This is a genomic window from Bradyrhizobium sp. LjRoot220 (assembly GCF_964252915.1).
Lineage (GTDB): Bacteria > Pseudomonadota > Alphaproteobacteria > Rhizobiales > Xanthobacteraceae > Bradyrhizobium.
Map to the genome: position 1 here is coordinate 127,875 of NZ_CAXUPS020000012.1, position 24,252 is coordinate 152,126.

Genomic DNA, 24,252 nt, shown 5'->3' on the forward strand with positions numbered 1-24,252 from the left:
CAGGTTCCTGTTCCGCGCCCATTAAATGAGCACCAAATCGTCGCATATGAGTCCGCAACCATTCGCGCCGACGCGACTTTGTGGCCTGCGGCGCTTGCGTCGCACCCAAACCAACCAACCAAAGGAGATCACATGGCTCTACTCGGAAACCTGCTCGGTACTGTTGACGGATTGCTCGGTTCCGCGACCGGCGCACTCTCAGGCGGTGCCAGCGCAGGCGGCGGTGTGTCAGCTGGCGCCAGCGGAACGGATACGTCGCATACGCTCGACATCGGTGCGTTGATCGAAACCAACCCGAGCGTCAGCCTCTCGGCATCCGACCTTACCGGAACCGGCAGCATCGATGCCTCAGTTTCCGCTCCGACCATGATCGGCGCCACCGCCGATGTCGGCCACCTCGACGCAGGTGGCCTGCTCCAGGGGCTCACCTAAGGCCCTGCAAATCTCACAGCGCGTGGCGTGGGGAGATATCCCCACGCCATCGTCCTTGATGCCGCCGGCCTTCCGCAGCCGGTAGCTCCTGCATAGTGACCTGCATATTGACCTTCATAGTGATTTGGAGATGACACCGAATGCATTCGGGTTCGCCGGCGGTTTTTGACGAAGCCGTCGCACATTCGCGGCAAAGCGATGGCGTGCGCCAGGCGCTGGTCGCGCTGTGGCCGCACTTCATGTGGGCCGGCCTGTTCTCGAGCGGCATCAACCTGCTCTATTTGAGTTCGCCGCTCTACCTGATGCAGGTCTACAACCGCGTCCTGCTCAACGAGAACATCTCCACCCTTGTTCTTCTCACCCTGATCCTCGCCATCGCCTTGCTCACGATGGGGATGCTCGACGCGGTGCGTGCCTGGGTCCTGATCCGCTGCGGCATCCGTCTCGACATGGAGCTGTCGCGTCGCGTGTTCGAGGCGCTGGTGGTGCGCTCTGCTCAGCGCGGTGCGTCACGCGGCGCCCAGCAACTGCGTAATCTCGACCAGTTCCGCACCTTCGTGACCGGGCCGGGCATCTACTTCGCCTTCGACCTGCCGTGGATTCCGATCTACCTGATGCTGCTGTTCTTCATCCATCCGCTGCTCGGCATCGTCGCAACCATCGGCGCGGTCCTGCTGCTCGGCCTCGCCGGGCTCAACGAGGTGCTGACGCGCGAGCCGATGAAGCAGGCCGAGGCCGCCGGCAACCAATCCTACGTGTTCACCGAAAACGTATTGCGCCATGCCGACGTGATCCGTGCCATGGGCATGCAGCCCGCGGTCGAACGCAACTGGCAAAGCCAGCGCTCCTCGATGCTGGTGCAGCAAGCGCACGCCAGCGACAAGAACGCGGTCATGACCTCCTCGATCCGCTTTTTCCGCCTGCTGCTGCAATCGCTGATGCTCGGCACCGGCGCCTGGCTTGCGATCGATCATGCCATCGCGCCCGCGACGATCTTCGCGGCCAGCATCGTCATGGGCCGGGCACTGGTGCCGGTTGAACAGGCGGTCGGCACCTGGAAGCAGTTCATTGGCGCGCGCGAGGCCTATGTCGAGGTGCGCGACCTGCTGGCCGAGATCGACCTGACGCCGCCGCGCACCATCGTGCCGCGCAGCCGCGACACCATCGACGTGCGTGATGTCAGCTGCTTCCTGCCGGCGCGGAAGGAGCCGGTGATCAAGGGGCTGTCGTTCGATCTCGCCAGCGGTCAGGCGCTCGGCATCGTAGGCGCGAGCGGCTCGGGAAAAAGCACGCTGGCGCGCATGCTGGTCGGCGCGATCGCACCCGCCGGAGGACGGCTGCGCTTCGGCGGGCTCGATTACAGCCATTGGGATCCGCTCGAGTTCGGCCGCCATGTCGGCTATCTGCCGCAGGATGTCGGGTTGTTCGTCGGCACCGTGCGCGAAAACATCGCGCGCTTCGGCAATGCCTCGACCGAGGACATCATCGACGCGGCCAAGCGTGCCGGCATTCACGAGATGATCCTCGACCTGCCCAAGCAATACGATACGCAGCTCGGTGCCGGCGGCATCGGCCTGTCCGGCGGGCAACGTCAACGCCTCGCGCTGGCACGCGCGCTGCTCGGCCGGCCGCCCTTGCTCGTGCTCGACGAACCCAACGCCAATCTCGACGGGCCCGGCGAGGAAGCGCTGAAAGCCGCGCTGCTGCAGGCCAAGAACGAGGGCGCGACCGTCATCGTCATCACCCACCGCACCACCATCCTCGACATCGTCGACGTCATGATGGTGCTGCGCAACGGCCTGCTCGACATGCTCGGCCCGCCCGGTGAAATCTATCAGGCGCTGCAGCAGCAAGCCGCCGCGCGAGGCGCCGTATGACGGCGATCGGCGACGATTTCGGCCCGCTACGTGACCGCGCGGCCTATTCCCGGCCCGAGCGGCCGGCATGGCTCGGCGCCGGCGTCGCCGTTGCGTTCACGGGCGCGATGACGATGTGGGGCACGCTGGCGCCGATCTCGGGCGCGGCGATCGCCACCGGCAATCTGCAGGTCGAGGGACGGCGGCAGAGCGTGCAGCACCCCTATGGCGGCGTGGTCCGCCAGCTCCTGGTGCGCGACGGCGCCCGTGTCGAAAAGGGCCAGCTCCTGATCGCGCTTGACGACAGTGACCCGCGCGCCAAGCTCGACGTGCTGGTCGCCGACCGCGACGCGGCGCTTGCCGCGCAGGCGCGGCTGGTCGCCGAACGCGACGGCGGCGAGGCGCCCGAGTTCGGCGACGATCTGCGCACGCGAGGCGAGAAAGTCACCGTGCGCCAGGCGATGGCCAACGAACGCGCGATGATGGCCGCGCGCAAGCATCATTTCGAGGCCGAGACCGCGGTGCTGCGCGGCAAGATCAAGGAACTCACCGCGCAGGTCGGAGGCACGCGGGCGCAACTGACCGGCACCGAGAAGCAGCGCGAGCTGCTGCACGACGAGATGAGCGGCGCGCAGCACCTGTTCGAACAGGGCTACACGCCGAAGACCCGGATCCTGGCGCTGCAGCGCGAGGATGCGAGGCTGCAGGCCGACATCGGCGCGCAGCAGGCCAACATCGCCGGCATGCAGCAGCAGATCGCGCAGAACGAACTCGAGATCGCCAAGGCGGAACGCGCGCGGATGAGCGAGATCACCGACCAGATCCGCGCCACCGGCAGCAAGCTCGCCGAGCTCGGCCCCAAGATCGATGCCGCGGCCGACGTGGTGGCGCGCACCGGGATCACCGCCCCTGCAACCGGCTCGGTGGTCGGCCTCGACGTATTCACCGAGGGCGGCGTCATCCAGCCCGGCGCCAAGCTGATGGACGTCGTGCCGTCGGACAATCCGCTAATCGCCGACGCCCGGCTCAAACTGTCCGACATCAACGACGTGGCGTCGGGCCGCCGCGCCGAGGTCCGGCTTACCGGTGTGAATTACGCTGAGCGCCCGCGCCTCTACGGCACCATCAAGACGGTCTCTGCCGACCGAATGACGGACGACAAATCCTCGCCCGGCTACTACGCCGTCGAGGTCGCGCTCGATCCCGACGACGTCAGGAAATCGCATATCGAGCTGCAGCCGGGAATGCCGACCGAGGTGATCGTGCCGACACGCCCGCGCACGCTGTTCGAATATCTGTTCGGCCCGTTGCGCGACGAGATCACGCGCGCATTCCGCGAACGCTGACAGGGGGAGACGCGATGGCCATCTCCGACAAGGACAATGCGAGACGTGCCCATGCCGCCGAAACGGTGCGCCAGATCACGTCCAGCGAGACCGCGGCGTTCTTCACCTCGCTGCTTGCGGTCCTCAACGAGGCTGCAGCAGCGCCTGCTGCTGCCGGCCACCACGAACCGGAGCGGCCGGTGGCTGAGCCCGGCTTGCACCACCTGGGCCGTCCCGCAGAACCTTCGCAAAAGGAAAGCGTAACGGAGGGCATGCCGGCCGATCCTCGTTCTGGTGCGCAGCACGCCGACGGCACCGGTGCGGTACCGGCCGAGCCGACAGTTCACTTTGACGGCGTCGTGACGCACGAGGCGCCTGCGACATCAGCGGCTGCGCCGGCCGGCGCGTCGTCCTCCGCACCTGTCACGACCCTATCCATTGCGGCCGGGAGTCCTGACGCATCGGCCGATCAGGGATCGCCGCACCAGGCCGCCGCCAGTCACGGTATCAGCCCTGGTATCGCCAGCGCCGCACCGGCCACGGATCCGACTGCTGCCGTTTCGCAGACCACTGACGGCGTTACTGGCTTCCTCGACAGCTCACTAGCGACGGTGTCGCAAGGAATCTCACACGTCATTTCCGACGTCGGCGCCACGATCAATCAACTGACGTCGTCGCTGTCGGGCACGATCAACCATCTCACCGATAGCCTGTCCGGGCTGACGTCGACGCTTGTTCACGACGCGCCGGTCACCGCCGTTGTCGAACCGCTGCTGACGGACGTTCTCGGTTCGGCGCAGGATTCGACACAAGACACGTCCGCGCATTCCCAGGACAGCCCTTCGCACGGCATCCCGCTGCTCGATACCGCCGGTGCCATCCCGACGGCGCTGCTCCACCCGCTTCCGCTGCATCTCGGCTTCCTCGGCCAACCGACGATCGACGGCCATGAGCCGCATGACGCGGCATTCTCGACGCTGGCAATGCATCACTTCTGACGCAGTTCACGAGCCGCGCAGCAGCTCGCTGATGACGTTGAACTGGCCGTCGCGGAACTCTACCATGTAGCCGTCCTTGATCGGTCGGTAGTCCTTCGGCGAGGTGTTGAGCTTGACGCCGGGCATCAGAAGCGGCAGCGAGACGTCCTTGAGGTTGGCGGCCTGCGCGATGATGTTCTCGCGGCTGAGATCGTTCTTGCACTGCTCCAGCACCACGACCAGCGCCTGGGCCACCATGTAGCCATAGCCGGCGGCGAAGTTGGCGGGGTCGACATTCGGCACCCGCGCCTTCATGAAGTCGCGGTAGGCGACCAGATCAGGATCCTTGGAATCCGCCGAATAGGGCTTCAGCGAGCCGACCGACATGATGCCGTTGGCAGCTTCGAGGCCCGCCGGCACCATCACGGTTTCCTTGTTGGCGCAGCCCGAGGAGATGAAGCGGATCGGCCGCCAGCCGGTTTCATACGCTTTGCGGATCGCCTGCGCGCAGGCGCGCGGCGTCACGCTGTAGATCAGGAACACGTCGGCCTTGGTATTGGCGAGCGTCAGGATCTGCGAATCCACGCTGGGATCGGCAACTTCGAAGCTCGATGCCAGTGCGATCGCCTTGTCGGCGTCGGCCCCAAGCGCCTCTTTCACGCCGCGCAAATAATCCTTCCCGGCATCGTCGTTCTGGTAAAGGATCGCAAAGCGCGCGTTGGGATTTTTGGCGCGCGCATAGCGCACGTCGATGCCAGCTTCCTCGACGTAGTTCGGCGCCCAGGGCAGCGCCATCAGCCAGCGCTGGTTGACCGGGTCATTCCACTTTGATGCGGATGAGATCAGGAACAGATGCGGCACCTTGGCGCCGTTGAGATATTTCGCGGTCGCCGAACTCGGCGCGGTGCCCATGGTGCCGAACATGAAGGCGACATTGTCGTTCTCGACCAGGCGCCGCGTCGCCTCGACCGTCTTCGGCGGCGAAAAGCCGTCGTCGAGCGAGACCATGTTGAGCTTGCGCCCGTTGACGCCGCCCTTCTCGTTGATCATGTCGAAATAGCCGGCAAACGCCTTGCCGACGACGCTGAGCGCCGAGGCCGGGCCGCTATACGGCATGATGTTGCCGAACTTGATTTCGGTGTCGGTAATGCCCGGCTGCTGGGCGAAGGCCGCTGACGATGCGGCGAGGGATAGCGCGAGGAAGATGGCCGGGACAGATCGGCTCGATCGGATCATGCTTCATCTCCCCGGCGTTTTGCCGATTTTGTGTTATTGCTTTTGGGTGAAAGCTTAAAACATCGCCGGGGAACCGGTCTTGTGTTGAGTTGCTGCGCAGGGCACATCAGCCGCTCAACGCAAGTTTAGGCCGGCCGATTCAGGGCATCGTGATGGCGTCTGGAGAACAGCATGCTGGAGCGGACCAAGGCGAAGAGCCCGTTTTACAACGCGGATCATGAAGCGTTTCGCGACGTGATGCGGCGCTTTGTGACGCGCGAGATCGAACCTTATGCGCATGAATGGGACGAGGCCGGCGAGTTTCCGCGGGCGTTGTATGCCAGGGCTGCCGAGATCGGCTTGCTGGGTTTGGGCTTTCCCGAGGAATATGGTGGCACGGCCGCCGACCAGTTCATGAAAATCGTGGCCTCGCAGGAACTCGCGCGTGCCGGCGCCGGCGGCATCAGCGCGAGCCTGATGAGCCACACCATCGGCTCGCCGCCGATCGCGCGCGCCGCCCGGCCCGAAATCAAGGCGCGGGTGCTGCCCGAAGTGTTGTCGGGCAAGAAGATTTCGGCATTGGCGATTACCGAGCCGAGCGGCGGATCCGACGTCGCCAATCTGCGCACCAAGGCGCGCCGCGACGGCGATCATTACGTCGTCAGCGGCGAGAAGACGTTTATCACCTCGGGCATGCGGGCCGATTATCTGACCGTCGCGGTGCGCACCGGCGGCGAGGGCGCCGGCGGTGTCAGCCTGCTCCTGATCGAGGGCGATACGCCGGGGCTTTCGCGCACCAAACTCAAGAAGATGGGCTGGTGGGCGTCGGACACCGCGACCCTGCATTTCGACGATTGCCGGGTGCCGGCCCAAAACCTGCTCGGCGAGGAAGGCCAGGGCTTCAAGCTGATCATGCACAATTTCAACAGCGAACGGATGGGCATGGCGGCGAGCTGCACGGCTTACGCGCGCGTCTGCGTCGAAGAAGCGATCGCCTACGCCAGGGAGCGCCAGACCTTTGGCAAGCCGATCGCGCAGCACCAGGTAATCCGTCACAAGCTGGTCGACATGGCGCAAAAGGTCGCGGCCTCGCAGGCGATGCTGGAAATGCTGGCGTGGCGGCTCGACCAGGGCGAAAGCCCGGTCGCCGAAATCTGCATGATGAAGAACCAGGCGACGCAGACCATGGCATTTTGTGCGAGCGAGGCCGTACAGATCTTCGGCGGCGCCGGTTTCATGCGTGGCATCAAGGTGGAGCGCATCTACCGCGAGGTGAAGGTCAATGCGATTGGCGGTGGCACGGAAGAGATCATGAAGGATCTGGCGAGTAGGCAGATGGGGTTGTGATTGCGATTCACCGCTCTCCGTCATGCCCGGCCTTGTGCCGGGCATCCACGTCTTGACGGTCGTGCAGCAAGCAAGACGTGGATGGCCGGGCGTAGGCGAGCGGAAGCGACGCCGTCCTTCAGACGGCTATGCCCGGCCATGACGAGAAAACAAATGTTTCGTCATTCCGGGGCGAGCGAAGCGCGAACCCGGAATCTAGAGGTTACTTAAGCAGTATCGAGGTTCCGGGTTCGACGCTTCGCGCCGCCCCGGAACGACAGGGATCAACACATGCTCTTCACCGCCGATCACGACGAACCGCGCCGCGCCTTGCAGAAATTCATCGCCGCCGAAATCAATCCGTTCGTCGACGAATGGGAGAAGGCGGAGCAGTTTCCCTCGCATGAGCTGTTCAAGAAGCTCGGCAGCCTCGGCTTTCTCGGGCTCAACAAGCCGGTGGAGTTCGGCGGCCAAGGGCTCGACTACAGCTACGCGCTGATGATGGCCGAAGAGCTCGGCGCCATCCATTGCGGCGGCGTGCCGATGGCGATCGGGGTGCAGACCGATATGGCGACGCCAGCGCTGGCGCGGTTCGGCTCCGACGAAGTACGCCGCGAGTTTCTTGTGCCTGCAATTGCGGGCGACGCAGTGGCGTGCATCGGCGTGTCCGAGCCGGGCGCCGGCTCCGATGTCGCCTCGATCAAGACCAATGCCCGCTCAGATGGCGACGATTACGTCATCAATGGCGGCAAGATGTGGATCACCAACGGTGTGAAAGCCGACTGGATCTGCCTGCTCGCCAATACCAGCGACGGACAGGTGCATCGCAACAAGTCGCTGATCTGCGTGCCGATGAAGAGCAAGGGTGTGCAAGTCGCGCGCAAACTCGACAAGATGGGGATGCGCTCCTCCGACACCGCGCAAATTTTCTTCGACAATGTCCGGGTGCCGAAGCGCAACCGCATCGGCGAGGAAGGCATGGGCTTCACCTATCAGATGCTGCAGTTCCAGGAGGAGCGGCTGTGGGGCGCTGCGGCCTGCCTTAAGGCGCACGAGACCATCATCGCCGAGACCATCGAATACACCCGTAACCGCAAGGCGTTCGGCAAGACCATCCTCGACAACCAAGTGGTCCATTTCAAGCTCGCGGAAATGCAGACCGAGGTCGAGCTGTTGCGGGCGCTGATCTACCGCGCCGGAGAAGCGCTGGTCGCGGGCGAGGACGTCACGCGGCTCGCGACCATGGCGAAACTGAAGGCCGGCCGGCTCGGCCGCGAACTGACCGACGCCTGTTTGCAATTCTGGGGCGGCATGGGCTTTATGAACGAGACGCACGTCAGCCGTGCCTATCGCGACAGCCGCCTGACCTCGATCGGCGGCGGCGCCGATGAGGTGATGCTGACGGTGCTGTGCAAGATGATGGGCACGCTGCCTGGCGCGGGCAGATCCTCATCCTGAGGAGGCGCACTTGCGCCGTCTCGAAGGATGGGCCACGGGCCTCATGGTTCGAGACGCGCGAAGCCGCGCTCCTCACCATGAGGATTATAGAGAGGACGAAAAGAAATGATCACGCTGTATCACTGCGACGGGGCACGCTCGTTCCGCCCGCTCTGGATGCTGGAAGAGCTCGGGCTGCCCTATGAGCTGAAGATGCTGCCGTTTCCGCCGCGGGTGTTCGCCAAGGAATATCTGGCGATCAATCCGCTCGGCACCATTCCCTTCATGGTCGATGGCGAGACCAAAATGACGGAATCCTCCGGCATCTGCCATTACCTCGGCACCAAGTATGGCCCGACGCCGCTGGTGGTCGCGCCCGACGAACCCGCCTATGGCGCCTTCCTGAACTGGATGTATTTCTCCGACGCCACGCTGACCTTTCCGCAGACGCTGGTGCTGAGATACAGCCAACTGGAGCCGGAGGAGCGCCGCAATCCGCAGGTCGCCGGCGACTATGCCAAATGGTTCCTGGGCCGGCTGCGGGCCGTGGAAGCCGCCACCGGTAAGTCGGAAACGCTGTGCGCGGACCGCTTCACTGCCGCCGATATCGCCAACGGCTATGCGCTGCGGCTGGCCGACAATATCGGGCTCGCCAAGGATTTTGGGCCTAACGTCAGGGCTTATTGGGCCCGGTTGCAGGCGCGCGACGGTTACCAGCGGGCGGTGGCGGCGGAACAGAAGGCTGGCGTCGAGCAGAATGTGGCGCCGCGGGTACGGAACTAACTGAAGTCGTCATTCCGGGTTCGCTTCGCGCCCCGGAATGACGGTGGTTCTGTCGGTGACAGCCCCCCATTTTACGCTATGGTTGCCCCATCGCAGCGGCCAAAGAGCCGCGCGAGGAGGACGAACCATGCACGGCACTCTGGACGACATCGGCCGCAAATCGGGCCATCTGATGCTGATCACGCCGGAACGGGTGTTTTACGCGGGCCTGCTGGGCCGGCCGCGGGCACGCTGTTCGGGCGCGTTCAACATCTATGTCGCGATCGAAGGCGGGCTGTGGCTCACCACATCAGATGGCCGTGAGAGCCGTGCCGCGATGGTCGCCTTGCTGCCGCACGTCAAGCACACCATCGCCAGCGACTACCGTTCGGTGCTCAGCGTCGTGATTGAGCCGGAGAGCGTTTGTCCCGGCGTGCTCGAAGACCTCTCTGCGCGATTGTCGGGACCTGATGGCAAAGCCTTCTCCGACCGCATTCGCGCCGCCTATCTCGCCTTGCGCGAGCGTCATGCGGGCGAGGATTTCTCCAGCGCCGAATTTGACTCCCTGTGTCTTGGCGAAGCCCTGCCGCAGCGCGCGGTCGATCCACGCGTGGCCCGCGCGATCCTGCAGATCGGCAGGTTCTGCGGCGAGCCAGTGACGGCGGCGAGTTGCGCCGCGGAGGCCGGGCTGTCGCCGTCGCGCTTCCTGCATCTGTTCAAGGAAGAGACCGGCATTTCATTCCGCTCGTTCCGCGCCTGGAAGCGGGCGCGGCATCTGCTGCATTTCGCCAACCAGGACATCAACCTGGCGCATCTGGCGCAGGATATCGGCTATCCTGATTCCACGCATTTCAGCCACTCGATCCGCCGCTTCTACGGCCTAAAGCCGCGCGCGATCTTTTCCGGCTCGCGCGACCTGGCGATCTTCCGCTGCAATCGCACTGGCTCCAGCGGGTTGACGCAAGAAGCGGGCTGACGCGGCACGCATGATCGCGCAGAGGTTTCCGCCCATTGCCGAAGGCTGATCCATGAGCGACAAGGCCGTCATTACCTGCGCGCTGAACGGCGTGCTGACCGATCCGAAACAGCACAACGTGCCTGTCACGCCCGAGCAGATGGCGCGCGAGGCCAAGGCCGCCTTCAATGCCGGCGCCAGCATCATGCACATCCATCTGCGCCAGCAGGAGCCGGGCAAGGGCCATCTGCCGTCGTGGGACGTCAACGTCAGCCGGGAGATTCAGCAGGCGGTGCGCGAGGCCTGCCCCGGCGTCATCATCAACCACACCACCGGCACCTCCGGCTCGAATTATCACGGCGCGCTCGATTGCGTGCGCGAGACAAAACCCGAAATCGCGGCCTGCAACGCCGGCTCGCTGAATTACCTCAAGGTGAAATCCGACAACACCTGGGCCTGGCCGCCGATGATGTTCGATAACGCGGTCGAGAAGGTGCAGGACTATCTCGACGTCATGAAGGCGGCGGGCACGATTCCCGAATTCGAATGCTTCGATGTCGGCATCGTGCGCTGCGTCGGCATGTACCGGCAGACCGGCATGTATTCGGGGCCGCTGGAGTACAATTTCGTGATGGGCGTTGCCTCCGGCATGCCGGCCGATCCGGATCTGCTGCCGATCCTGCTCAAGCTCAAACTGCCGGAAGCACGCTGGCAGGTCACGGCCATCGGCCGCGCCGAAATCTGGCCGCTGCACCAGCGTTGCGCCGATCTCGGCGGTCATTTGCGCACGGGTCTGGAGGATACGTTCTATCTCGCCGACGGCACAAAGGTGACGTCTAATGGCCAATTGATCGAGGCGATCGCCGCTTGCGCCCGCCGCGCGGGGCGCGAGATCGCCAGCCCGGCCGAGGCGCGGCAGATTTTTGGGACCAGGCATTAATTGTCATTCCGGGGCACGCGAAGCGTGAACCCGGAATCTCGAGGTTCCGGGTTCGCTACGCGCCCCGGAACGACGGAGTAGACTATTTCATGGCCATCATTGAATCGACCATCGCTCCCAGCAGTGCCGCCTACCAGGCCAACCGCGACGGCATGCTGGCGCTGATCGCGCGGCTGCGGGCGCTGGAAGAACGGACGCGGGCGGCGTCTGCCGCCGCCAAGGAGCGCTTCCACAAGCGCGGACAATTATTGCCGCGTGAGCGCGTGGCGCTGGTGCTCGACCCCGGCACGCCGTTCATCGAACTGTCGACGCTGGCGGGCTACATGTTCGACGTGCCGGATGCCGACAAGAGCATCCCGGGCGGTGGAGCGATCGCCGGCATCGGGTTCGTCTCCGGCATCCGCTGCATGGTCAGCGCCAATGATTCCGGCATCGACGCCGGCGCGCTGCAGCCTTACGGCCTCGACAAGACCTTGCGGGTGCAGGAACTGGCGCTGGAGAACAAGCTGCCTTACGTGCAACTGGTCGAAAGCGCGGGCGCCAACCTGCTGCGCTACCGCGTCGAGGATTTTGTTCGCGGCGGCAACATTTTTCGCAATCTGGCGCGGCTGTCAGCGGCGGGCTTACCTGTCGTGACGGTGACGCATGGTTCGTCGACCGCGGGCGGCGCCTATCAGACCGGGCTCTCCGATTACATCGTGATGGTACGCGGCCGCACCCGCGCCTTCCTCGCCGGGCCGCCGCTGCTCAAGGCCGCGACGGGGGAGATCGCGACCGAGGAGGAACTCGGCGGCGCCGAGATGCACACCTCGATCTCCGGGCTCGGCGATTATCTCGCCGAGGATGACCGCGACGCGCTGCGCATCGCGCGCGACATCATGGCCAACCTGGAATGGGACCGGCCGAAGCCGGCTGAACTTTCATATCGCGCGCCGCGCTACGATTCCGAGGAACTGCTTGGCATCATGCCGATGGACCACAAGCGTCCGGTCGACATGCGGCAGGCCATCGCGCGCTTTATCGACGATTCCGATTTTACCGAGTTCGGCGCCAATTACGGCCCGGCGACCGTCTGCGGCCACGCCCGCATCGAGGGGCAGGCGATCGGCATCATCACCAATAACGGTCCGCTCGACGTGCCCGGCGCCAACAAGGCGACGCACTTCATTCAGGCCTGCTGCCAGTCGCGCACGCCGCTGCTCTATCTCAACAACACCACGGGCTACATGGTAGGCCGAGCCTACGAGGAAGCCGGCATGATCAAGCACGGCTCCAAGATGATCCAGGCGGTGACCTCGGCCACCGTGCCGCAGATCACGATCTATTGCGGCGCCTCGTTCGGCGCCGGCAATTACGGCATGTGCGGGCGCGGTTTCCATCCGCGGTTTTGTTTCTCCTGGCCCAATGCCAAGACCGCCGTGATGGGCGGCGAGCAAGCGGCAGAGACCATGGCGATCGTCACCGAGGCCGCCGCCGCGCGGCGCGGCAAGCCGGTCGAGCAGGAAAAGCTTGATGCGATGAAGGCGCAAATAACAGGCGTGTTCGATGGCCAGATGGACGTGTTCTCGACCTCGGCACGGGTGCTTGATGATGGCGTGATCGACCCCCGCGATACCCGCAGCATATTATCCGAGGTGCTGGCGATCTGCCGCGAGGCGGAGGCGCGGCAACCCCAGCGCATGCAATTCTCGGTCGCGCGGCCATGACGATGATGAAGCCGACGCCATTCTTCAAGATTCTGATCGCCAACCGCGGCGAGATCGCGCTGCGCATCATGCGCACCGCGCGCCGCCTCGGCTATGGCGTGGTCGCGGTCTATTCCGATGCCGACCGTGACGCGCTGCATGTCCGCGAAGCCGACCAGGCCGTGCGGATCGGCGAGGCGCTGCCGGCGCAGTCCTATTTGCGAATCGAGGCGATCATTGCGGCCGCCAAGGCCAGCGGCGCCACGGCGGTTCATCCCGGCTACGGCTTCCTCGCCGAAAACGAGGATTTCGCATTAGCCTGCCGCGATGCTGGCCTCGTCTTCATCGGGCCGTCGCCGGAAGCGATCCGGGCGATGGGCAACAAGGCCGGCGCCAAGGACATCATGCAAAAGGCCGGCGTGCCCTGCGTGCCCGGCTACCAGGGCGCCGACCAGAGCGACGCTGTCATGCTGGCGGAGGCCAAAAAGATCGGCTTTCCCGTGATGATCAAGGCGGTGGCCGGCGGCGGCGGGCGCGGCATGCGGCTGGTGGCGGATGCTGATTCATTTCCGGATGCGCTGCGCAGCGCGCGGTCCGAGGCGCAGGGCGCGTTCGGCGATCCCACGGTCATTTTGGAGCGCGCCATCGTTAATCCCCGCCACATCGAAATCCAGGTGTTCGGAGACCGCTATCGCAACGCGGTCCATCTCGGCGAGCGCGATTGCTCGGTGCAGCGGCGGCACCAGAAACTGATTGAGGAGGCGCCGTCGCCGGCGGTGTCACCGCGATTGCGGGCGCGGATGGGCGAGGTCGCGGTGTCAGCCGTGAAATCGATCGGCTATGAGGGCGCCGGCACGCTGGAATTCCTGCTGGATAGCTCAGGCGAATTCTACTTCATGGAAATGAACACGCGGCTACAGGTCGAACATCCCGTCACCGAAGCGATCACGGGGCTTGATCTGGTCGAACTGCAACTGCGCATCGCCAGCGGCGAGCCGCTCGGGCTGGTGCAGGAGGATATCAAATTCTACGGCCACGCCATCGAGGTGCGGCTGTGTTCGGAGGATGCCGGCCACGACTTCATGCCGCAATCCGGCAGAATGGCGGTGTGGCAGATGCCGGATGGCATCCGCGTCGAACACGCGCTGCAATCCAGCTCCGAGATTCCGCCGTTCTATGATTCGATGATCGCCAAGATCATCAGCCATGGCGCTACCCGCGACGAGGCGCGGTCCAAGCTGATCGTTGGTCTGGAGCAGCTAGCCGCGTTCGGCGTCACCACCAATCAGGGCTTTTTGATTTCGTGCCTGCGCCATTCCGGCTTTGCTTCGGGTGAGGCGACGACGTCGTTCATCGGCAGTTACCGCGACGAGCTATTGGCGCCGCGCAAGAACGCGGCGGCCGAAGCCGAGCTAGCGGCGTTGCTGTTGTACGTGACGGATCCGTTTGCGCCGAAATGGAAGCCCGGCCGCTCGCTGGCCGCGGCGTTCCCGGTTCCCGTTCGTGTCGAGATCGGTGGCGCGGTCCATGAGATCGAGATCCTGCGCGAGCGCGACGGCAGCTATCGCGGGCTCAATGACATGCTCTACCGGATCGAAGTCCACGCAGTCGACGGCGACACCATTCGTTTCAGCCGCGACGGTCTTGCGGAGTCCGTCAAATTCCTCCGTGACCGGGACTGGCTCTACTTCCTGCATCGCGGCGCCACGATCGCGGTCCGCGATCTGACGCTCGCCGCACCGGTATCCGCTGCGGCTAGCGGCGGCGACGGTAAGGTGCGCGCGGCGATGAACGGCCGCGTCGTCGCCGTGCTGGTCAAGCCGGGCGATCAGGTCGTGGCCGGCCAGCCGGTGATGACGCTGGAAGCGATGAAGATGGAGCACGTGCATACGGCCGGTGTTGCGGGTATGGTCTCCGCAATTGACGTGGCCGAGGGCGAGCAGGTGACGACAGGGAAGATCGTGGTCGAGATCGAGGCGGCGGCGTAGCAGCAAATTCACTGTCGTCCCGGGCTTGACCTCAGATGCGCAATTGCGCATCGGGGGACCCATAGCCACCGATGTTGGCTGTGCGAAAGCTTAAGCCACAGCTCGTTTCAACAACAGATGACCGGGGTTATGGGTCCCGGGTCAAGCCCGGGACGACAGCGGAGATTACTCAGCCCGTCCCGTCCCCTCATTCAACCAGCACGCCACCTGGTGCCGTGCGCCGGCATCGATCAGCACCGGCCGCTCCACCTTGCAGCGGTCCATCACGTAGCGGCAGCGGGTGTGGAAGGCGCAGCCGGAGGGCGGGTTGATCGGACTTGGGACGTCGCCGTCGATCATCGGGGCCAGCTTCTTGGCCTTGGGATTGGCGACCGGCACCGAGGCGAGGAGCGCCTGCGTATAGGGATGGCGCGGGTTGGCGAACAGCTCGGTTTTGTCGGCGATCTCGACGATGCGTCCGAGATACATCACGGCGACGCGATGGCTGATATGGGCGACCACGGCGAGATCATGGGCGATGAACAAATAGGAAAAATTGTTCTTGCGCTGCAGGTCGATCAACAGATTGATCACCTGCGCCTGGATCGAGACGTCGAGCGCCGAGACCGGCTCGTCGCACACGATCAGGCGCGGCCCGAGCGACAACGCGCGGGCAATGCAGATGCGCTGCCGCTGCCCGCCGGAGAACTGATGCGGATAGTTCTTCATCTGGTCCGCCCGCAGGCCGACCTGCGCAAACAGTTCCGCAACCCGTTCCTGCTGCTTGGCGCCGGTGGCAAGACCGTGGACACCAAGCGGCTCGCCGACGATATCGCCGGCGGTCATGCGCGGATTGAGCGAGGCAAACGGATCCTGGAACACGATCTGCATCGAACGCCGATGCGGCCGCAGATCCGTCTTGCTGAGTTTGGTGATATCGGTGCCATCAAGCTTGATGGCGCCGCTGGTCGGTTCCACCAGCCGCAACACGCTGCGGGCGACGGTCGACTTACCGCAGCCGGATTCGCCGACCAGCCCGAGCGTCTCGCCCTTGCCGACCGAGAAGCTGACGCCATCGACCGAATGCACGGTGCCGATGCGCCGGCGCAGGATGCCGCCGCGCACCGGGTAATGCTTGACGAGCTCGGTGACCTCCAAAAGCGGCGTTGCGTCGGTCATGGCGCGGCCACCATTTCCGCCGCGCGCCAGCACGCCGCAAAATGCTCGTCGCCGAAATCCTCGAGCGGCGGATATTCGGCGCGGCAACGATCGATCGCAAACTGACAACGCGGTGCAAAGGCGCAGCCCGGCGGCAGGTTGGTCAGCGACGGCACCATGCCGGGAATTTCGGTCAGCCTCACTTCTTCCTTCGCGCCGAGCGATATCACCGCCGGCATCGAGGCCATCAGGCCGCGCGTGTAGGGATGTTTTGGATTTTCGAACAGCGCCTCGACGGTCGCCTCCTCGACCTTCTTGCCGGCATACATCACGATGACGCGCTGCGCGGTCTGTGCGACCACGCCGAGGTCGTGGGTGATCAGGATCAGCCCGGTGCCGAGCGTCTTTTGCAGGTCGACGATCAGCGCCAGGATCTGCGCCTGGATCGTGACGTCGAGCGCAGTGGTCGGCTCATCCGCGATCAAGAGCGTCGGGCGGCACGCCAGCGCCATGGCGATCATCGCGCGCTGGCGCATGCCGCCGGAAAGCTGGTGCGGATATTCGTGCGCGCGCCGTTCCGGTTCGGGAATCCGGACCAGGCGCAGCATCTCGACCGCTTTGGTCCAAGCTTCCTTCGCCGTCATGTCCTGGTGCAGCCGCACCACTTCGGTGATCTGGTCGCCGATCCGCATTACCGGATTGAGCGAGGTCATCGGCTCCTGGAAGATCATCGACATCCGGTTGCCGCGGATCTGGCGCATCTCGGCCTCGTCGATGCCGAGCAGATCGGTGCCCTCGAGCGTTACCGAGCCGCCGACAATCCGGCCCGGCGGGTCCGGCACCAGCCGCATGATCGACAGCGCGCTGACGCTCTTGCCGCAGCCGGACTCGCCGACGATCGCCAGCGTCTCGCCGCGGCGGACGTGGAACGACACGTCGTCGACCGCGCGGAACAGGCCCGAATTGGTGAAGAACACCGTCTGCAGGTTCTTGACGTCGAGAACCGTATCGTCCGCTCCAGCCACGCTCATCAGCCGCGCTGCCTCGGATCGAGAATGTCGCGCAACGCGTCGCCGAACAGATTGGTGCCGAACACGGCAAGGCTGATTGCGACGCCGGGGAAGATCACCAGCCACGGCGCGGTGCGGACATATTCCGCCGCCGATTCCGACAGCATGCGGCCCCATGACGGATAGGGTTCGGGAATGCCGAGGCCAAGGAACGACAGCGAGGCCTCGGTGAGAATGGTGGAGCCGAGCTGCGCGGTCGCCAGCACGATCAGCGGCGCCAGGGTGTTCGGCAGCACGTGGCGGATCGCGATCCGCGTCTCGCTCATGCCGATCGATTTGGCAGCCTCGACGAACGGCAGTTCGCGCAGCGCCAGTGTGTTGGCGCGGATCACGCGGGCCACTGTCGGGATCAGCGGGATCGCGATCGCGATGATGACGTTCGGCAGCGATGGTCCGAGCGCCGCCGTCATCACCAACGCCAGTACCAGCAGCGGCAGCGCCTGCAAAATGTCGGTGACGCGCTGGAACAGCAGATCGACCCAGCCCGAGAGATAGCCGGAGACGAGGCCGACGATGACGCCGAGGGTTGAGCCCAGCAGCGTGGCGCCGATGCCGACGGCCAGCGAAATCCGGGCGCCATGGACGATCCGGCTCCAGACATCGCGGCCGAATGAATCGGTACCCAGCCAATGCACGGCATCGGGCGCCGCCAGCCGGTGCGTGGAATCGACGCTGAGCGGGCTGAAGCGGCAGATCAGATCGGCCGATATCGCCACCCAGACGAACATCACCATGATGAACAGGCCGATGGTGCCGAGCATGTAGCGCTGCGCGAGGAACGTCAGCCGGCGCCAGCCATGCGTTGAATGGGCGCCGGCGCGTTTCAGTTCGCTATCGTAATTGACCACAGCCAAGGGGGGGTTCCTAACTAAAGCATGATGGTTGAGTCGATCGGGCGGCAGGCTCGCTGCACCTCTCCCGCTTGCGGGGGGCGAGACGAGCGAAGCTCACTGTTAGGTCGCCACGCTCGAAGAGCGCGGCGGGTGGGGGCTCTCTCCACACGATGACTAGCGGTGAGACCCCCACCCCAACCCTCCCCCGCAAGCGGGAGAGGGGCCGCACCTCCGTCGTGATTACTATTCTGGCCCAATTGCAGCACGCTAATCCCCGTAGCGGATGCGCGGATCGATCGCGGCGTAAAGCATGTCGACGGTGAAGTTGGCGAACACCACGACCACCGCGATCAGCATCACCAGGTTCTGCACGATCGGGTAGTCGCGCCAGCGCAGCGCCTCGACCAGGAAGCGGGCGATGCCGGGAATATTGAACACGGTTTCGGTGACGATCAGCCCACCGATCAGGAACGCGGCCTCGATGCCGATCACGGTGATGACCGGCAGGATGGCGTTTTTCAGCGCATGGCGATAATTGACCGAATTTTCCGAGGCGCCCTTGGCGCGTGCGGTGCGGATGAAGTCCTGGCGCAGGATTTCGAGCATCGAGGAGCGCGTGATGCGCATCGTCAGCGCGGCGCTGCGAAAGCCGACCGCCATCGCCGGAACGCAGTAGATGGCGATCGCCTCGGTCCAGGTTTTCGGGTTGGGATTGAAGATCGGCATGGTTCCAAACATCGAAACCGACGCCATCAGGATCAGCAGCCCGAGCCAGAACGAAGGCAGCGACAGCCCGCTCAGGCTGACGATGCGTAATGCATAATCGAGCTTGGTGCCCTGGTGGACGGCGCTGATGACGCCGAGGGGAATGCCGATCGCTGCGGAGAACAGCAGCGCCAGGCCCGCCAGCCGCGCCGTGATCGGAATCCGCGGCAGGATTTCCTGCAGCGCCGGCTTTTCCGAGACATAGGAATAGCCGAGATCGCCGTGCAGCAAGCCGCCGATCCAGCGGAAATACTGCACCACGATCGGGTCGCTGAGGCCGAGTTCCTTTTCCAGATTGGCCTTGTCGGCGGGATCGACGAAGCCGGCGGCGTCGAACAGGATGTCGACGATGTTGCCGGGCACGACGCGCAGCAGCACGAAGATGATGATCGAGATCCCGACCAGGGTCACGAACATCAAGGCGAGGCGTCGCACGATATAAGCAAACACCAGGCTGCTCCTGTCAACGCGTATCGAGGCAAACGATCGTGGCGGCGGACGCTACTTGTCCATCCAGACATCCTCGTACCGATAGCCGTTATAGGAGCTGTTCACCATGATGGTGATGCCCTTGACATAAGGCTGCCAGCACGAGCCCTGGCGGCTGTGGTAGATGATCGGGCGGGCGACGTCCTCCTGCAGCTTCTTGTCGATTTCCCAGACGATTTTCTTGCGCTTGGCAACATCGGTTTCCTGGGACTGCTCGCCGAACAGCTTCTCGATTTCCTTGTTGCAGTAATTGGTGTAGTTGCGCTCCGAGCCGCAGGAATAGTTCTCGTAGAACGACTGGTCCGGATCATCGACGGCATTGCCGGTCAGGTTGAGGCCAAGCGCATAATCCTTGCGCGCGACTTTCGAAAACCAGTTCGCGGTCTCGACCACGTCAAGCTCGCCATCGATATAGATGCTCTTGAGCTGATCGATCAGGATGATGGCCGGATCGCGATAGATCGGAATATTGCGCGTTGCGATCTTGACCGCGAGCCGCTTGTCCGGCCCAAAGCCCGCCTTCTGCATCAGCTTGCGCGCCTCCTCGCGGTTGGCGTTGATGTCAGGGCCGTAGCCCGGGATCGTCTCCAGCATCTCCTTCGGCATCGCCCACAACCCGCCCGGGGCGGGCAGCATGGTGCCGCCGATATCCGCCTGTCCCTCGAACAGGATCGAGACGAATGCCTTGCGGTCGATCGCCAGCGCCATCGCGCGGCGAATATCCAGGTTGTCAAACGGCGGCGAGGACGAGTTGACGATGATGTTGGTCGAGACGTTGACCGGCGCGACGACGCACACCGCGTTCGGCGACTGCTTCTTGACGTCCTTAAGCAGCGGGATCGACACTTCGGTCGGGAACGTCATGTCGAATTGGCCGGAGATAAAGCCGAGAATGGCGGTCGATCGGTTGGTGATGATGGTGTATTCGATGCCGTCGAGATGCGGCAGGCCCTTCTTCCAGTAGTCCGGACTGCGGGTGATCTTGATCGATTCGTTGGCCTTGAACTCGACGAATTTGAACGGACCGGTACCGATCGGCTTGGTGCGCATGTCGGCGGGCGAAACATGGCAGGGATAGACCGGTGTATAGCCGGAGGCGAGCAGCGCCAGCAGCGCCGGTTGCGGCCGTTTCAGAGTGAACGACGCCTCGAAATCGCCTGACGTGGTGACGTCGGCAACCTCATTATACCAGGACTTGCGCGGGTTCTTGCGGAATTTCTGCTGCGACTTGCCCATCAGCATGTCGAAGGTGCATTTGACGTCGGCGGAGGTGAACGGCTTGCCGTCGTGCCATTTGACGCCCTGCCGCAGTTTGAAGCTGAGCTTTTTCCTGTCGTCGCTCCAGGTCCAGCTCTCGGCGAGATCAGGGACGATCGAATCCATCGAGTTCTGCGCCACGTCCTGCTTGTACATCACGAGGTTGTTGAAAACAGGCATGAAGGGAATGTTGACCGAAAAAGTCGCTTCCTCGTGGATCGAGGCGCTGGCCGGACTGTCGCGGTGGTAGACCTTGAGGATACCGCCCTGCTTGGGCTCGGCCGATGCAACATGGTAGGCCGGCAGCAATAACAACGCTGCGGCGATAAGCGTTCGCACGCTCCGCATGGTGTCCCCTCCCTCGAATGTTCGGTCTCAAGTGGCCCGATTGGCGCCGACGATAGCATGACGGCGCGTCCGGGCAACCGGTCAAGTCCGTGCGGGATTGGCAATTCGCACTAATGGAAATCCGTATGACGGAACTTGTGCGATGCTTTGCGGCCATTTGCTTGGAAATGGGCGCGTTGCGACGCACACAAGATCGTCGCGCCATGATGGCTCAGCCGGCCATCCACGCGGCCGTGTCCCGGCATATTTGCGCTCGTCGGTCGGCAAGGCGCCGGATCGGTCGTGATCGTGTTCGCGGTCAGACGGACTTCGTCGAGGGGGATATTCCTGGCATGAAACCAGCATACTCGGATGTTATATGCCCTCATCTCAACAGGAGCGTGTCATGGATCCAGTGGCGCTGCGCAGAATGGCAATCGCCGCGGCCGCTTTTGGTTGCGCGGCGATTGTCGCAGGTCCGGCCCTGACCGAAGAGCGCCTGACCGGTTTCAACGCCGATATCCGCGAAAGCTCGGTATCCGGCATCTCGTCCGGCGCATTCATGGCAGTCCAGTTCGCGACCGCCTGGTCTTCGGTGATCAAGGGCGTCGGCGTGGTTGCCGGCGGACCGTACTGGTGCGCAAAAGCGGATGCCGACGACTTCCTGAACGGCTACATGCTCCCGATCATGAACGCGACCGGCCCGTGCATGTCCGGGCCGCCCCCGGAGCTGGGCAGCTCTTTCGCGAAGGCTGACGCCAAAGCCGCTTCCGGCGATATCGACCCCTTGCAGTTCGTGAGCCGGCAAAAAGTATATCTCTTCCACGGCTACAACGACGCCGTCGTAGCGAAGTCGGTCACCGACGCGGCGGCAGATTTTTATCGCCATTATCTGGGCGAGCCCAATCGCGGCAATCTCTTCTACCAGACGACGATCGGAGCGGGCCATTCGCTGGTCATCGCGCAGGAGCCGCACAAGCCGGGCCTGAACGAATGCGCGGCCAACGCCGTCCCTTACATCGACCAGTGCGGCTACGACCAGGCCGGAATCATCCTCCAGCACATTTACGGTGCGTTGAATGCGCCCAACCGGGGGCCTTTGACCGGGGCGCTCTGGCAATTCGACCAAGCGGTTTACACCAAGCCGCGTCATCCTGGTCTGCTCAGCCTCGGCAACACCGGCTACGTGTTCGTTCCCAAGGAATGCGAGGACGGTGCGGCGTGCCGCGTTCATATCGCGTTGCATGGCTGCAAGCAGGACAGTGGCAGTATCGGTCGACGTTTCGTCGATGATACCGGGTACAATGCCTGGGCGGATACCAACCATCTGATTGTGCTGTATCCGCAGACGGAGTCGAGTTCGTTCGCGCCGTTCAACCCTCAGGCGTGCTGGGACTGGTGGAGTTACGTCAACCACGAGGATAGCTATGTCACCAAGTCCGGGCCGCAGATCAAAGCGATCAAAGCAATGCTCGATGCGCTGACGGCGCGTGCCACGCCGGCGGCAGCTCCTGCGCCGGCGCCTGCAGTGGCGCCGGCTTCGCTCAAGGTCATCGACACGTCGGACAGCTCGGTCGATCTGGCGTGGAGCCCGCAGGCGGGAATGACAGCCTACCGCATCTCGCGCGCAGCCGCTGACGGCCAGTTCGTCGTGGTGGCTGAGGTAGCGGGTCCCAGTTTCGGCGATTCAAACCTGAAACCGGCATCCGCGTATCGCTGGCGCATCTCGGCCATTGTGAACGGAGTCGAAGGTCCAGCCTCGGAGGAGGTTGCCGCCACCACACGAGCTGTTCCGGCGCCCTGCGCGCACCCAGGCAGCTGCCCGATTGTCAAATAACCGGGTTCGGCGCCGTGCGCGCCGCGTACCCGTTTGTGCAGGATCGGTCCTCGTCGAACGATATCTTCCGGCCTCACACGATCCGCGAGGTCTTGTTGCCCCAATAGCGGTCGCGCAGCAGGCGCTTGTAGAGTTTGCCGGTGGGGAGCCGCGGCAGTTCTTTTTCGAAGTCGATCGAGCGCGGCACCTTCTGGCGCGACAGCGACTGGCTGCAGTACGCGATCAATTCCTCGGCGAGTTCAGGTCCCGGTGAAACGCCCGGCATCGGCTGCACCACCGCCTTCACTTCTTCGCCAAGATCCGGATTGGGTACGCCGAACACCGCGGCGTCGGCGATCTTGGGATGGGTAATCAGCAGATTCTCGCATTCCTGCGGGTAGATGTTGACGCCGCCAGAGATGATCATGAAGGTCGCGCGGTCGGTCAGATAGAGATAGCCGTCATTGTCGACATAGCCGACATCGCCCACCGTACTCATGCTGCCGTCCGCCGATCGGGCCTCCTTCGTCTTGGCCGGATCGCCGAAATATTCGAACGGAGTCGCGGTCTTGAACCATACCGTGCCCGGTGTGCCGACGGGAACGGCCTGCATGTTCTCGTCGAGGATATGCAGATCGCCGAGCAAGACCCGGCCGACGGTGCCGCGATGGGCCAGCCACTCCTCGCTGTCGCAGGCGGTGAAGCCGAGCCCTTCGGTGGCGCCGTAATATTCGTGGATGATCGGGCCCCACCATTTGATGATGTCGTCCTTGACCGCCGCGGGGCAGGGCGCGGCGGCGTGGATCGCGATCTCGAGCGAGGAGAGATCGTAGCGCTTGCGTACGTCCTCCGGCAGCTTCAGCATCCGCGAAAACATCGTCGGCACCAATTGCGTATGCGTAATGCCCCATTTCGGGATCAGCGAGAGATAGTGCTCGGGATCGAACCGTTCCATGATGATGGCGGTGCCGCCCATCTTGATCGTGAGGTTGACGGCGGCCTGCGGCGCCGAGTGGTAGAGCGGCGCCGGCGACAGATAGACCATGCCCTCGCGGTAATGCCAGACCTTCACCAGGAAATCGAACAGCGGCAATTGCTGATCGGCCGGCAGTTCCGGCAGCGGCCGCAGAATGCCCTTCGGCCGGCCGGTGGTGCCGGAGGAATAGAGCATCGCGGTGCCGACGCATTCATCCGATATCGGCGTGTGCGGCAGATCAGCCGTCACCTGCTGCAGGCCGACGACGCGGTCGCTTTCGGGCCAACTTTCTCCCTGGCCATCGGCGACGATGCAGAGTTCGACGTGCGGGCATTCCTTCAACGCCTCGCGCGCGACGTCGAGTTTTTCCCGAGACGTGATCAGGATGCGCGACTGGCTGTTGGTCAGGATGTAGGCGAGTTCGCTCGCGGTGAGATACGAATTCACGCAGGTGTAATAGAGCCCCGAGCGCTCGCCGGCGCCGCAGGCTTCGAGATAGCGGCTGTTGTTCTCCATGAAGATCGAATAATGGTCGAGCCGCTGCAAACCGCGCTTGCGAAACAGGTGCGCCAGCCGGTTGGAGCGCGCGTCCAGTTCGCGATAGGTGACGGTCTCGCCGGTGCCGGCCATGATGAAGGCGGGTTGCAGCGGACGCAGATGAACATGCTTGCCGGTGTACATTCG

General features: G+C 63.9%; 19 protein-coding genes. 12 read left to right on the forward strand and 7 right to left on the reverse strand.

Annotation, left to right across the window (positions count from 1 at the left end):
• Positions 1-132 precede the first annotated feature (132 nt).
• From ACSQ84_RS32910 to ACSQ84_RS32925, 4 genes are all read left to right on the forward strand, one after another.
• Entirely contained in the window at positions 133-432 is a 300-nt protein-coding gene (locus ACSQ84_RS32910) for a hypothetical protein (RefSeq protein WP_436215897.1), read from the forward strand.
• A 140-nt stretch (positions 433-572) separates the two neighbouring features.
• On the forward strand, positions 573-2,309 hold the full coding sequence (locus ACSQ84_RS32915; protein ID WP_436215898.1) for a type I secretion system permease/ATPase: 1,737 nt from the start codon (positions 573-575) through the stop codon (positions 2,307-2,309).
• Positions 2,306-3,634 carry an HlyD family type I secretion periplasmic adaptor subunit gene (locus ACSQ84_RS32920; RefSeq protein ID WP_436215899.1) on the forward strand — a complete coding sequence of 443 codons (1,329 nt, stop codon included), beginning with the start codon at positions 2,306-2,308 and terminating at the stop codon, positions 3,632-3,634. The genes ACSQ84_RS32915 and ACSQ84_RS32920 overlap by 4 nt, the downstream gene beginning before the upstream one ends.
• A gap of 14 nt (positions 3,635-3,648) precedes the next feature.
• On the forward strand, positions 3,649-4,611 hold the full coding sequence (locus ACSQ84_RS32925; RefSeq protein ID WP_436215900.1) for a hypothetical protein: 963 nt from the start codon (positions 3,649-3,651) through the stop codon (positions 4,609-4,611).
• A 6-nt stretch (positions 4,612-4,617) separates the two neighbouring features.
• On the opposite strand, the gene ACSQ84_RS32930 is transcribed toward ACSQ84_RS32925, so the two are convergent.
• Complete coding sequence (locus ACSQ84_RS32930) at positions 4,618-5,826, reverse strand: ABC transporter substrate-binding protein (RefSeq protein WP_436215901.1); 1,209 nt, start codon at positions 5,824-5,826, stop codon at positions 4,618-4,620.
• A 171-nt stretch (positions 5,827-5,997) separates the two neighbouring features.
• Between ACSQ84_RS32930 and ACSQ84_RS32935 the strand changes: the two genes are divergently transcribed.
• The 7 genes from ACSQ84_RS32935 (at position 5,998) to ACSQ84_RS32965 (ending at position 14,898) form a co-directional block, all read left to right on the forward strand.
• A complete protein-coding gene (locus ACSQ84_RS32935; protein ID WP_436215902.1) occupies positions 5,998-7,152 on the forward strand; it encodes an acyl-CoA dehydrogenase family protein in 1,155 nt (384 codons plus the stop codon).
• A 270-nt stretch (positions 7,153-7,422) separates the two neighbouring features.
• Positions 7,423-8,589: an acyl-CoA dehydrogenase family protein gene (locus ACSQ84_RS32940; protein WP_436215903.1), complete on the forward strand. Its 1,167-nt coding sequence runs from the start codon at positions 7,423-7,425 to the stop codon at positions 8,587-8,589.
• Between the two features lie 105 nt (positions 8,590-8,694).
• Positions 8,695-9,351, forward strand: a complete 657-nt coding sequence (locus ACSQ84_RS32945; protein ID WP_436215904.1) for a glutathione S-transferase family protein — start codon at positions 8,695-8,697, stop codon at positions 9,349-9,351.
• 139 nt (positions 9,352-9,490) lie between these two features.
• Positions 9,491-10,306, forward strand: a complete 816-nt coding sequence (locus ACSQ84_RS32950; protein ID WP_436215924.1) for a helix-turn-helix domain-containing protein — start codon at positions 9,491-9,493, stop codon at positions 10,304-10,306.
• A 52-nt stretch (positions 10,307-10,358) separates the two neighbouring features.
• A complete protein-coding gene (locus ACSQ84_RS32955) occupies positions 10,359-11,225 on the forward strand; it encodes a 3-keto-5-aminohexanoate cleavage protein (protein ID WP_436215905.1) in 867 nt (288 codons plus the stop codon).
• Between the two features lie 89 nt (positions 11,226-11,314).
• Positions 11,315-12,931 carry an acyl-CoA carboxylase subunit beta gene (locus ACSQ84_RS32960; protein WP_436215906.1) on the forward strand — a complete coding sequence of 539 codons (1,617 nt, stop codon included), beginning with the start codon at positions 11,315-11,317 and terminating at the stop codon, positions 12,929-12,931.
• Between the two features lie 5 nt (positions 12,932-12,936).
• Complete coding sequence (locus tag ACSQ84_RS32965; RefSeq protein ID WP_436215925.1) at positions 12,937-14,898, forward strand: acetyl/propionyl/methylcrotonyl-CoA carboxylase subunit alpha; 1,962 nt, start codon at positions 12,937-12,939, stop codon at positions 14,896-14,898.
• A 165-nt stretch (positions 14,899-15,063) separates the two neighbouring features.
• Here ACSQ84_RS32965 and ACSQ84_RS32970 read toward each other — a convergent pair whose 3' ends face one another.
• The 5 genes from ACSQ84_RS32970 to ACSQ84_RS32990 form a co-directional block, all read right to left on the reverse strand.
• Positions 15,064-16,056, reverse strand: a complete 993-nt coding sequence (locus tag ACSQ84_RS32970; protein WP_436215907.1) for an ABC transporter ATP-binding protein — start codon at positions 16,054-16,056, stop codon at positions 15,064-15,066.
• A complete protein-coding gene (locus tag ACSQ84_RS32975) occupies positions 16,053-17,066 on the reverse strand; it encodes an ABC transporter ATP-binding protein (RefSeq protein WP_436215908.1) in 1,014 nt (337 codons plus the stop codon). Before ACSQ84_RS32975 ends, ACSQ84_RS32970 begins: the two co-directional genes overlap by 4 nt.
• Positions 17,066-17,959, reverse strand: coding sequence for an ABC transporter permease (locus tag ACSQ84_RS32980; protein ID WP_192735580.1), 894 nt, complete (start codon positions 17,957-17,959; stop codon positions 17,066-17,068). The genes ACSQ84_RS32975 and ACSQ84_RS32980 overlap by 1 nt, the downstream gene beginning before the upstream one ends.
• Positions 17,960-18,205: 246 nt before the next feature.
• Complete coding sequence (locus tag ACSQ84_RS32985; RefSeq protein ID WP_436215909.1) at positions 18,206-19,153, reverse strand: ABC transporter permease; 948 nt, start codon at positions 19,151-19,153, stop codon at positions 18,206-18,208.
• Between the two features lie 51 nt (positions 19,154-19,204).
• Entirely contained in the window at positions 19,205-20,797 is a 1,593-nt protein-coding gene (locus tag ACSQ84_RS32990; protein WP_436215910.1) for an ABC transporter substrate-binding protein, read from the reverse strand.
• Positions 20,798-21,182: 385 nt separating this feature from the next.
• On the opposite strand from ACSQ84_RS32990, the gene ACSQ84_RS32995 reads away from it, so the two are divergent.
• Positions 21,183-22,613 (forward strand): extracellular catalytic domain type 2 short-chain-length polyhydroxyalkanoate depolymerase, encoded by a 1,431-nt coding sequence (locus ACSQ84_RS32995; RefSeq protein WP_436215911.1) that lies wholly within the window; start codon positions 21,183-21,185, stop codon positions 22,611-22,613.
• A gap of 73 nt (positions 22,614-22,686) precedes the next feature.
• Here the strand turns inward: ACSQ84_RS32995 and ACSQ84_RS33000 are convergent, their stop codons facing one another.
• On the reverse strand, positions 22,687-24,249 hold the full coding sequence (locus ACSQ84_RS33000; RefSeq protein WP_436215912.1) for an AMP-binding protein: 1,563 nt from the start codon (positions 24,247-24,249) through the stop codon (positions 22,687-22,689).
• Positions 24,250-24,252 lie beyond the last annotated feature (3 nt).

Bases quoted from the DNA above. Each gene is read 5' to 3' on its own strand.
- ACSQ84_RS32910 (WP_436215897.1), top strand. From the start codon at position 133: ATGGCTCTACTCGGAAACCTGCTCGGTACTGTTGACGGATTGCTCGGT.
- ACSQ84_RS32915 (WP_436215898.1), top strand. From the start codon at position 573: ATGCATTCGGGTTCGCCGGCGGTTTTTGACGAAGCCGTCGCACATTCG.
- ACSQ84_RS32920 (WP_436215899.1), top strand. From the start codon at position 2,306: ATGACGGCGATCGGCGACGATTTCGGCCCGCTACGTGACCGCGCGGCC.
- ACSQ84_RS32925 (WP_436215900.1), top strand. From the start codon at position 3,649: ATGGCCATCTCCGACAAGGACAATGCGAGACGTGCCCATGCCGCCGAA.
- ACSQ84_RS32930 (WP_436215901.1), bottom strand. From the start codon at position 5,826: ATGATCCGATCGAGCCGATCTGTCCCGGCCATCTTCCTCGCGCTATCC.
- ACSQ84_RS32935 (WP_436215902.1), top strand. From the start codon at position 5,998: ATGCTGGAGCGGACCAAGGCGAAGAGCCCGTTTTACAACGCGGATCAT.
- ACSQ84_RS32940 (WP_436215903.1), top strand. From the start codon at position 7,423: ATGCTCTTCACCGCCGATCACGACGAACCGCGCCGCGCCTTGCAGAAA.
- ACSQ84_RS32945 (WP_436215904.1), top strand. From the start codon at position 8,695: ATGATCACGCTGTATCACTGCGACGGGGCACGCTCGTTCCGCCCGCTC.
- ACSQ84_RS32955 (WP_436215905.1), top strand. From the start codon at position 10,359: ATGAGCGACAAGGCCGTCATTACCTGCGCGCTGAACGGCGTGCTGACC.
- ACSQ84_RS32960 (WP_436215906.1), top strand. From the start codon at position 11,315: ATGGCCATCATTGAATCGACCATCGCTCCCAGCAGTGCCGCCTACCAG.
- ACSQ84_RS32965 (WP_436215925.1), top strand. From the start codon at position 12,937: ATGAAGCCGACGCCATTCTTCAAGATTCTGATCGCCAACCGCGGCGAG.
- ACSQ84_RS32970 (WP_436215907.1), bottom strand. From the start codon at position 16,056: ATGACCGACGCAACGCCGCTTTTGGAGGTCACCGAGCTCGTCAAGCAT.
- ACSQ84_RS32975 (WP_436215908.1), bottom strand. From the start codon at position 17,066: ATGAGCGTGGCTGGAGCGGACGATACGGTTCTCGACGTCAAGAACCTG.
- ACSQ84_RS32990 (WP_436215910.1), bottom strand. From the start codon at position 20,797: ATGCGGAGCGTGCGAACGCTTATCGCCGCAGCGTTGTTATTGCTGCCG.
- ACSQ84_RS32995 (WP_436215911.1), top strand. From the start codon at position 21,183: ATGGATCCAGTGGCGCTGCGCAGAATGGCAATCGCCGCGGCCGCTTTT.
- ACSQ84_RS33000 (WP_436215912.1), bottom strand. From the start codon at position 24,249: ATGTACACCGGCAAGCATGTTCATCTGCGTCCGCTGCAACCCGCCTTC.